Annotated in this window: 8 protein-coding genes and 1 pseudogene; 1 reads left to right on the top strand and 8 read right to left on the bottom strand. The window is 44.0% G+C overall.

Annotation, left to right across the window (positions count from 1 at the left end; all coding sequences use genetic code 11):
- The 6 genes and pseudogenes from PSE7429_RS25735 to ctpC form a co-directional block, all read right to left on the bottom strand.
- Positions 1-133 (bottom strand): annotated as a pseudogene (locus PSE7429_RS25735) (photosystem II q(b) protein); the annotation flags it as partial.
- 156 nt (positions 134-289) lie between these two features.
- Positions 290-1183 carry a UDP-N-acetylmuramate dehydrogenase gene (murB, locus tag PSE7429_RS18360; protein WP_009628821.1) on the bottom strand — a complete coding sequence of 298 codons (894 nt, stop codon included), beginning with the start codon at positions 1181-1183 and terminating at the stop codon, positions 290-292.
- A gap of 92 nt (positions 1184-1275) precedes the next feature.
- Positions 1276-2673 (bottom strand): UDP-N-acetylmuramate--L-alanine ligase, encoded by a 1398-nt coding sequence (gene murC, locus PSE7429_RS18355; protein ID WP_009628820.1) that lies wholly within the window; start codon positions 2671-2673, stop codon positions 1276-1278.
- A gap of 116 nt (positions 2674-2789) precedes the next feature.
- Positions 2790-3449: a Crp/Fnr family transcriptional regulator gene (locus PSE7429_RS18350; RefSeq protein ID WP_040689455.1), complete on the bottom strand. Its 660-nt coding sequence runs from the start codon at positions 3447-3449 to the stop codon at positions 2790-2792.
- A 240-nt stretch (positions 3450-3689) separates the two neighbouring features.
- The gene (locus tag PSE7429_RS18345) at positions 3690-4181 is read right to left on the bottom strand and encodes a tellurite resistance TerB family protein (protein ID WP_009628817.1); all 492 of its coding nucleotides are present in this window, start codon (positions 4179-4181) and stop codon (positions 3690-3692) included.
- A 258-nt stretch (positions 4182-4439) separates the two neighbouring features.
- Positions 4440-5705, bottom strand: coding sequence for a carboxyl-terminal processing protease CtpC (gene ctpC / locus PSE7429_RS18335; RefSeq protein WP_009628816.1), 1266 nt, complete (start codon positions 5703-5705; stop codon positions 4440-4442).
- Between the two features lie 1273 nt (positions 5706-6978).
- On the opposite strand from ctpC, the gene PSE7429_RS18330 reads away from it, so the two are divergent.
- Complete coding sequence (locus PSE7429_RS18330) at positions 6979-8328, top strand: ammonium transporter (RefSeq protein ID WP_040689456.1); 1350 nt, start codon at positions 6979-6981, stop codon at positions 8326-8328.
- Positions 8329-8607: 279 nt separating this feature from the next.
- Here PSE7429_RS18330 and PSE7429_RS18325 read toward each other — a convergent pair whose 3' ends face one another.
- Positions 8608-9249, bottom strand: a complete 642-nt coding sequence (locus PSE7429_RS18325; RefSeq protein ID WP_009628814.1) for a class I SAM-dependent methyltransferase — start codon at positions 9247-9249, stop codon at positions 8608-8610.
- A 174-nt stretch (positions 9250-9423) separates the two neighbouring features.
- A complete protein-coding gene (locus PSE7429_RS27610) occupies positions 9424-9546 on the bottom strand; it encodes a hypothetical protein (protein ID WP_267879019.1) in 123 nt (40 codons plus the stop codon).
- Between the last annotated feature and the right edge of the window lie 129 nt (positions 9547-9675).

Genomic DNA, 9675 nt, shown 5'->3' with positions numbered 1-9675 from the left:
TTGCTGCCAATAGGCATGGGATCATGATTACGCCGAACCAACCGATGTATAGACGGTTGTTGGTGCTTGTAATCCAGTTACAAAACTGATCCCAGATAGATGCGCTTTCGCGTCTCTGTACTGCTGTTGTCATGATTGCAAATAAACCGTATGGGAATGAATGAGTTATGAAAATTTATAAATAAGCTTGCGCCTATAAAATTAGATTAGTTTAAATATTGAGTAATGTAAATACTTAAATGTTAAATCTATCTATAGATGAATGCGATCGCTCGCAACCCCTAAACCTTTAGAAATGACCGATCGTTTTAACTTCGGTTTCCAGTACCACACCGTAGCGATCGCTAATGGTGGTTTTAATATGTTCTATGAGACTGAAAATATCCTTAGCTTTTGCATTGCCAAGATTGACAATAAAGTTGGCATGGAGATCTGAGACTTGGGCATTACCGATCCGATAGCCTTTTAAACCAGCATCTTGAATGAGGCGGGCGGCAAATTGCGGCAAAGGATTGCGGAAAACACTACCGCAGTTAGGTAGGTGGTAGGGCTGGGTTGTGTGTCTTGCTTTGAGTTTTGCCTCGGTGTCTGCCGCGATCGCTTCGGGATTACCGCCGATCTGGAACTTGAAAGTTGCAGCCGTGACTAGTAGCTCGGCATCCTGTAAAGCAGAAGTCCGATAGCTAAAATTTAATTCTTGGGGATAAATTAGCTGAGTTGTTCCAATGAGGCTCAAGGTCTCTGCGGAAACTAGACAATCAGCCGCACATCCACCTTGGGCTCCTGCATTCATAACTACCAATCCACCGACAGTGCCAGGAATGCCCACTGCCCACTCAAACCCAGCCCAGCCGTAATTGGCGACTTGGATTGCCAAGCGGGCAACGGGCTCACCAGCAGCAGCGGTGACCTGCCCCGATGTGGTATCGAAGTCAATTCCGCGTAAATGTCGGGTGCAAATTACTAGCCCCTCTATGCCGCGATCGCTAATTAATAGATTGCTCCCCGCTCCAATAATTGTAATGGGAATATGGAGATCGTTAGCCCATGCCAAAGCCTCGGCTAGCTCTAGGGATGACCTTGGCGAAGTAAAGTACTCAGCCGCACCACCCACACGCATCGAAGTTAGGTTTGCAAGGGATACGTGCGAGCGGATTGAGTTTTGGGTTTGAGCGAGGGACATTTGCTTGAGAGTAAAGCTAATTAAGCAGAAAACTGGGGAATTACACTGGGGAATTACGTTGGGGAATTACACTGGGGAATTACACTGGGGAATTACTTTTTGGGGTTTTGGCTTAATTCTTGCATAGTGGGCGCGATCGCCTGATTGAGATTGCCAGCACCCAGAAATACAGCTAGATCTCCGAACTCCAGATGATTCACTAAAAATGATTGGACATCTTGGAGGGTTGGTAAATAGTGAATTTGGTCACGGGCTTTCTCCGCATGGGCAGCAGCGATCGCTTCGGCAACCTGAGAACCTGTAATCTTGCCGTCATTTGGCTCGCTCGCGGCATAGATATCGGTGACGATGACCATATCTGCCTCGGTAAAGGAATGGCTAAATTCTTCGAGAAAGCGGTAGGTGCGGCTATAGCGATGGGGCTGGAAGATCGCCACGACACGACTGCTCGTATTCTGCTGTCTTGCCGAGGCGAGTGTCGCCATAATTTCGCTAGGGTGATGGGCATAGTCATCGACAAAAGTAATGCCGTTCTGGATGCCTTTAACCTCAAAGCGGCGGCTTGCACCCACAAAATCGGGAAGAGCCTCCGCGATCGCTGGCCACTCCACTCCAAGATAACGGGCGACAGCGATCGCCGCTAGAGTATTGCTGAGGTTATGTTTGCCTAGTAAACCAATGGAGATGCGCCCTAAGGTCTTGCCACGCTCGATTACTAAAGCTTGGGTGTCCGCAGAATTATATTGCACTTCAGCTACCGTATAGTCAGCCGTCGGCTCGCTCAAACTATAGGTAATATCCGACCGAATATTGGCTGTTACTGTGGGGCAGTCAATACATCCCACCACTACATCACAACGCTTGGCAAAAGTCTGAAAAATTTCTACTACCTGATCGAGATTCTGATAGTGGTCGGGATGATCTAGCTCGATATTGGTAATAATGCCAATGTGCGATCGGAATTTAACGAGCGTACCATCGGACTCATCGGCTTCAGCCACCAAGTATTTACTATTACCGAGACGGGCATTACCCTGCCATGCGCTCACTTCACCACCAATAATAATGCTGGGGTCAAGCCCTGCCTTGAGCAATAAAAAGCCTACTAAACTGCTTGTGGTCGTCTTGCCATGGGTACCTGCTACGGAGATCGCCTGAAACTGCTCGATCAACGCTGCCAGTAAATCGGAACGATGCAAAATTGGTAAGTTATTCGCTAAGGCGACTTGAAATTCAGGATTTTGTTGATTGATAGCCGTGGAGCAGACCACCTGTGGTGCATTACTGAGATCAAGATTATCCGCGTGATGTCCTTGGAAAATCTTGATCCCAAGATCCTGTAGCTTTTGAGTGATGCGATTGCTACTAAGATCCGAGCCAGAAACCGTAAAGCCTTGCTTAGCTAAGATATAGGCGATCGCCGACATGCCGATTCCGCCAATGCCTACAAAATGAAACGGTCTACCGCTGAAATCAACTGGATTCAGCATTTATACTTCTTACCCACCAAATAACGAGCCTAATAATAACAGAATATTGTCCTCAATTAGAGATGGTAAGTCCTGCTTACCACCCTTAAAATCAAATCAAACTAAATCAAGCCAAATCAAACCATCAAAGCCTCTAAGCCCTCTGGATTGAGAATGCACAATACATCGCGATCGGGAATGCGTTGGATTAAATTTTTGCGTTCGAGTTTACCAAGCACGCGAGTTACCGTTTCTCTTGCTAAGCCACTCAGACTACTCAGTTCTCGATGGGGCAAATTGGGGATTTCTAAACCAGTACTGCCTTTCGTCCCTTGTCCCTCAGCCAAAAAGAGTAGGACATCGGCAACTCGAGAAGTACTATCAGCCTCCCTTAGGCGCAAGCGACGATTAACTTGACGCAAACGTTTTGCCATCAATCTCGCTAGGTGGATACCTGCGGTTGGCTCAGTTTCAATGAGATGAACAAAATCAGGTGCGGGTAGGCTCCCAATGGTTGTAGGTGTGAGGGTAATTACATCGGTTGAACGGGGAACTTGATCGAGGGGAGCCATTTCACCAAACATTTCACCAAAGCCCAAAATATTTAGGGTTATTTCCTTGCCATCAAGGTTATAGGTGCGAATTTTTGCCCAGCCACTCAAAATAAAGTAAACCGAGTTGCCCCAGTCATTTTCTAGGAGTATTACTTGATCTGCTGGATGGGTGCGCGTGACCATATGAGCCGTAGCTCTTACCACCGCCTCATCAGGCAACCCCATAAAAAATGGGGCAGACATAATTTTTTGCTGAAGATCGGTTCCACCCGCATAGTGGCTGCTCGTAGCTCTTAAATATTTGCTGTTAAAGATTTGCTGTTAAAGATGTAAGTAATCACTTTATCTGAGTTTGGGGCGATAGATACCGCTAGTAAGCACAATGACTTAGTTATTTCAGTTTGATTAAAAACAAAGGTTTTTATCAGATCTAGTCAGGCTAACAAGATTGACCGCATCCAACCTAGGTGGCACTTAGCCTATTTACTTCACATTTCCAAGTAATTTATGCAGTCTTGAGGCTAAAGCCTTAATCAGCCCATGGGGATAGGATTCTTCGGGAGGTACAATCGAAGCTTCGATGTCAGCAACAACTTCAGAGGGTAGGTCTAAAATCCTTACTAGCCTTTGGTAAGCCGCAGCTTCATCAAGATTGATCATGGGCTCATTAGGATTGCGACGACTAGCTTGAATCACTTGATAACCAAGTCGCAATGTCATCTTCCGATCTTCAATACTTTTGATATGCGGAACCACTTCTTCTAGGGGAATATTTTGCCCTAGATAGTCTTTGAGTCGCGCTTTAAGAGTACTACGCTCGGTGTCATTTTGGGCAAACAAAGTTGCAAATTCATCAAGCATTAGCTTAATTTCATCGGGCTCAAGCTTACCATCAGCCCAAGCCATGGCAGCTACTGCACGAAGAATATCCATTTGACGCGGATTAATTGGAGGGGGAATTTCTTGAAGTGTCATAGGTTTACCCACAAGCCTAGTTTATTGCCAAATTATGCACAAATCATAGGCTAGATCTATTGAAAATAGGCTGCTGTTTATTAATAGTTTATTAATAAACATATTAATATTTAAATTTAAGGTAACGTCAGTTCGGATTAAGCTGGCAAATTTTAAAATCCCAAAAGTAAAAGCCTTGCTAAGCAAGGCTTTTAATTTAAAGAGAAAGTTGGCGCGAAGCGCCAACCTTCTCTTCTTGAGATTGCTATATCTAAGAATTTAACGAGAGCTTACTTTTTTGAGCTCGCCCGATAGAATATCGATCGCCTTGGCAAATTGTGGGTCAGATACCGTACCGACTAAATCGCGATTTTTGTTGAGTCTCTCAAGATCATCCTTGGTTAGCTCGACAACTTGGTCGGGCACAATACCCATGTGGTTAATATCGCGACCAACGGGGGTGTAGTATTTGGCGATAGTGACAGCCATACCAGAACCATCGCTTAGGGAATGAACTGATTGGACTAAACCTTTGCCGAAGGTTTTCGTACCAACGATGACCGCCCTCTTATTATCTTGTAAAGCACCAGATAAAATCTCGCTGGCACTTGCCGAGCCACCATCCACCAACACTACAAGGGGCTTGTTGGTGAGAGATTGACGATTGGCGGTTAAACGCTCGCTTTCGCCCTTGCGATCGATCGTGGAGACGATGGTGGCGTTATCCAACCACATCCGTGCGATTTCAGCACTGGAATATAGCAAGCCACCAGGGTTAGAGCGCAGATCCAATACAAAGCCTACAGCTCCTTTGTTTACGTGATCTTGGATTGCTTTACGCATATCGCTAGCGGCATTAGCATTGAACTGGCGCAGGCTAATATAGCCGACCTTACCAATATTTGTGTCGCGCAGTTCGGCTTTAACTGGATGGATCTCAATTTTTGCCCGTTCTAGTTCCACATCAAACTGGCGATCGCCACGCTTGATCCCTAACTTTACCTTCGTCCCTGCGGGACCACGGATTAACGCAACGGCTTGGTTAATATCCATGCCATCAGTAGACTTGTCAGCGATCGAAGTAATGATGTCTTTTGTTAAAACACCCGCACGGGATGCAGGAGAATCTTCAATGGGAGCAACGACCGTTAGCTGCTTAGTAGCATCATCCATCCCAAGTTGGATACCAACCCCTGTAAGCTCCCCCGATGTATCAATTTGCATACTCTTGAACTGTTCGGGATCCATAAATCGCGTATAGGGATCGTCTAACAGTTTAAGCATTTCCCGAACCGAACGATAAGCTTCAGCCTTAGATGAATAATCTCGGTTTTCAACGTATTGCCGTCTGACCTGTCGCCAGTCAACCTTATTGAAAGAGCCGTCAACATATTCACGGTTAATTAGCTGCCAAGCTTCATCAACGATTTCTTTAGGACTATCCCGAAATGCGGCGATGCTAGGGTTTGCTAGCTGAAAACCAACAACTGCCACAGCCGCAGCTAATGCTGCTGTTGTACCAAGTACAAGTCCGCCTTTTGCCATGTCAACTTCCTGAAAAGTGATTTGTGTGAGGAATGTGAGATTTTTTAAATTACACCAACTCTAGCACAGCAGCTTTTAAGCGTGTGATCGAATTAACATAGCTCATTTACTGAGCGTAATTAAACAAACCTTACATTGCTATGGGCGTGTGACCTAGATATTTGTTTTTTTGTTTTAAGTTTAATTACGTCTACTCTCTTCCCCATCAAGAAATAGTGGTGCGGAGCAAAGCCCCGCACCACTATTTCTTGGTTTTATAGCTGTCGCCAAGTTTACTAGAACATAAATCCCAAGAATTGACTGCGGCGAAAAGCTCTGTCAGTCAATTCTTGGGATTTATTATATTGTCCTAAGTCAATTGACTGTAGCTATATATTTCTATTTCTTTAAGTAGCTGGGCATAATTAAAAACCAGAATCAAAACCTATAGCGCACGCTACGCAGCGTGCGCTATAGGTTTTGGGGTTTTATATTTAATTGCACCTAGCTACTTAGTTGGAAGGGATTAGTTGGAAGGGAGTAGCTAATTGGAACTTATCTTAGAGCCTAATTTTGAAAGCCTAATTTTGAAAGCCTAATTTTGAAAGCATATTTCTTAGAGCCTTATTTTTAGAGCATAGATATTCATGAATAAAATCTTATTCTTTTCAATTTAAAACCTGAATTGCAGGTTACATGACACACTCTCAAGCAGGTCTAATTTTGATGCTGTAGTCATAATTTCAGCATTAATCCATAGATTTTATCGCTCCCAATATAAGAAATGTAGCTTCTAATACAAATGAATGCCGTATAAGTTGATGAAATCATTCTTGAATAAATTCTCTATGGTAACTATACAAATGGGATTGTGAGCGCCAAATGTTCTTAGTGTTTCAACCTTGAAATGCTCCCTGAAACGGTGTTTGCACACTCATGTCGCCTTATTGTGATGACAAGAAAACTTTGTGAAAGGATAGAGTCTGTGATCAAAAAATTTCTATTGAGTGCGTTGCTAGTCCTGTGGTTGGTGAGTTTTCCTTTTACAGGGCAGACTTGGGCTCAAGCGACTACTTCTCCCTCTGCTTCGGCAAGCCCAACTGGCACTGCTACTTCTACGGCAAGCCCTTCAGCTAGTGCATCTGCAAGCCCTTCGGCTAGCGCTTCACCTTCGGCATCCCCTAGTGCTTCAGCCAGTGCTTCACCTTCGGCATCGCCTAGCGCTTCACCTGCCCCTTCGGCAAGTGGTGATGTTGTAACTTTAACAAAAGATCAGAAAGCCGCGCTTGACAAGCTGCTTGCTCCTGCTCCAGCAGCTTCACCCATTAATTCAGGTGATACTGCCTTTATGTTGGTAGCAGCAGCCCTTGTATTGTTGATGACACCTGGGTTAGCTTTCTTTTACGGTGGTTTAGTCCGTACCCGTAACGTATTGAACACGATGATGATGAGCCTATTGCTCATGGCAGTTGTTGGTGTTACTTGGGTACTGTGGGGCTACAGCTTAGCTTTTGATGTAACTGCCAAGGTGGCTGATGGTACCTTTGGTCAAGGTTTGGAAAAGTTTATTGGTGGGCTGGATTGGACTTTTCTTAATAAGGTCAAGTTTGATGACGTAGATCCTATTGGCTATGCGGGAACGATCCCCCATGCCGTGTTCATGGTTTATCAAATGATGTTTGCAATCATCACTCCTGCATTGATTTCAGGGGCGATCGTTGAACGCATGAGCTTTAAGGCTTATTTCTGGTTTATTTTGCTCTGGTCTACCTTTGTTTACTCCCCTCTAGCCCATATGGTATGGGGAAGAGGATTTTTAGGAGAACTAGGTGCTTTAGACTTTGCTGGTGGAACGGTTGTACATATCAGCTCAGGTGTTGCTGCTGTTGTTGCCGTTCTGGTCGTGGGTTCACGCAAAGACTTTGCTACTAGACCCCATACTCCTCACAACGTTCCTTACGTACTCTTAGGCATCGGCTTGCTCTGGTTTGGCTGGTTTGGCTTTAATGCTGGTAGCGCTCTCAGTGCTGGTGCGATCGCTTCAGTTGCCTTTGTGTCTACGACAGTTGCTACCTCTTCGGGTGGCTTGACTTGGCTAATAGTTGAATGGGTTTTGCGGGGTAAACCAACCGCAGTTGGTATTGCCAGTGGCTTTTTAGCTGGACTAGTGGGTATTACTCCTGCGGCAGGTTTTGTTACTCCCATTGGTGCAATTCTAATTGGCTCTATTACCGCAGTATGCTGCTTTATCGCTGTAAGCTTGCGTGCTAAGTTCAAGTTCGACGACTCCTTAGACACTTTCTCTGTCCATGGTGTTGGAGGAACAGTTGGCGCACTTTTGACAGGTGTATTTGCTACTAAGGCTGCAAATTTGATGAAGGATGCCAAAGGAGCAGATATCAATCTTGGACTGTTGGATGGTAATGCTGGGCAGATCTTGATTCAGTTTTATGGCGTTGCTACTACCTATGTGTTTTCAGCTGTGGCTACATTCGTTATTCTTTTTGTCCTCAAACTATTTATGGACTTGAGAGTTCCTGCCTCAGTTGAAGAACAAGGTATTGACTTGCCTATTCATGGTGAGGAAGGTTACGGTAGTGATTTTGGATCTGGTGTATTCGTAAAAAGCTCTTCCGAAGGCTAATCTTTTTACATAGGTACTCGTGCAAAATAAATTACGGAAACCTGTAAAGTTGCGCCCCTGCGGGGCGCAACTTTACAGGTTTGGATCTGTAATTAATTATGCCTAGCTGCTTATAGCTTTTTTACAAATAACGTGAGTTCGGGATAATTTGAAACGGGCTTTGAGAAAGGTTTTGCTAAGCAAAACCTTTCTCAAAGCCCAAAAGTAAAAGCCTTGCTACGCAAGGCTTTTACTTTTGGACTTTTAAAATTTGCCAGCTTAATCCGAACTGACGTTAGATTAGCCTTTTTGACAATGAATGCCGAGTTCCATTGTCCAACGGTTAGGGTCTTCAACATCTCCAAAAGCTTCAATATTGGAATCGCCAAACCGAGCCCTACGTATATTTTGAAAACCTGCTTTAGCCAATTCCATTGATAGCGAATTATAGTCATACATCCATAAATGATTGTTTCCCGCCAACCAGTCTTTAACAAAACTAAGTAAATCTCTTCGACGCTGTTCTTTGCCAAGCAAAGTTATTCTCATAAATTCATGGGCAGCTTCAGGCTCTGTTGAATGAATATACAATTTAACCATTGCTTCTAAATCTGGAACTACCAATCGAAAAATTCCTCCTACTTTAAGATGTCTATAACAATTTCTTAAAGCACAACGCAATTCTTCCAAACTCATATGTTCCAGTACGTGAGAACAATATAATAACTCTACACTTCCGTCAGGAATTGGCAGAGATTCTACAATATCACCATATAGCACATTGGTTGGATATCTCCCAAAAGCACCAGAGGGAATTAGCTTGCCAATAATTGGTAAGCTTTGTAACCGCATAGCTGGACTAACATCAAAATTCAACCATTGAGAAGGAGCGCAAAGTCCACAACCAAATTGCGTAAAACGAGTTTCATCTGTTGACAACATAATTTTTCTTACTTAACTTAATGCAGACAATTGTTATACCAAGTTAAGAAATGGCTACGCCATTTCTTAACTTGAAAACCTTTAGTAGGTTTGCTTTTTAATTCACAAAAGTGTGACAACACTTTTGTGAATTGGTATAACTCCCCTGTGCAAGCAAGCCTCTTTATCTACGTTTCAGTCTGTAGATCCCCCATCAATCCCTCTTAAAAAAGGAGGATTTTCTTCTTCCCCTTTTTTAAGGGGAATTGATGGGAGATTATTAGCAACTAACGATAGAGCTGATAACTTGTGTGTCATGGTAGTTCCCATTAAGATTTGGGCTTGTAAACTTCTACGTAACACCAGTATATAAGTAAACTTAAGTAGCTACTCCCTTCCCAGTGAAAAATTAGACGTTGCGGCGCTTCGCGCCGCAACGCTAATTCT

The sequence above is a fragment of the Pseudanabaena biceps PCC 7429 genome, from assembly GCF_000332215.1.
GTDB lineage: Bacteria > Cyanobacteriota > Cyanobacteriia > Pseudanabaenales > Pseudanabaenaceae > Pseudanabaena > Pseudanabaena biceps.
The sequence above is the reverse complement of the archived record's forward strand: the minus strand, read 5'-3'. Positions and strand labels throughout refer to the sequence as shown.

Excerpts from the sequence above, each read along its gene's own strand:
- PSE7429_RS27610 (WP_267879019.1), bottom strand. The coding sequence starts at position 9,546 with ATGACACACAAGTTATCAGCTCTATCGTTAGTTGCTAATAATCTCCCA.
- PSE7429_RS18350 (WP_040689455.1), bottom strand. The coding sequence starts at position 3,449 with ATGTCTGCCCCATTTTTTATGGGGTTGCCTGATGAGGCGGTGGTAAGA.
- murC (WP_009628820.1), bottom strand. The coding sequence starts at position 2,673 with ATGCTGAATCCAGTTGATTTCAGCGGTAGACCGTTTCATTTTGTAGGC.
- PSE7429_RS18345 (WP_009628817.1), bottom strand. The coding sequence starts at position 4,181 with ATGACACTTCAAGAAATTCCCCCTCCAATTAATCCGCGTCAAATGGAT.
- ctpC (WP_009628816.1), bottom strand. The coding sequence starts at position 5,705 with ATGGCAAAAGGCGGACTTGTACTTGGTACAACAGCAGCATTAGCTGCG.
- murB (WP_009628821.1), bottom strand. The coding sequence starts at position 1,183 with ATGTCCCTCGCTCAAACCCAAAACTCAATCCGCTCGCACGTATCCCTT.
- PSE7429_RS18325 (WP_009628814.1), bottom strand. The coding sequence starts at position 9,249 with ATGTTGTCAACAGATGAAACTCGTTTTACGCAATTTGGTTGTGGACTT.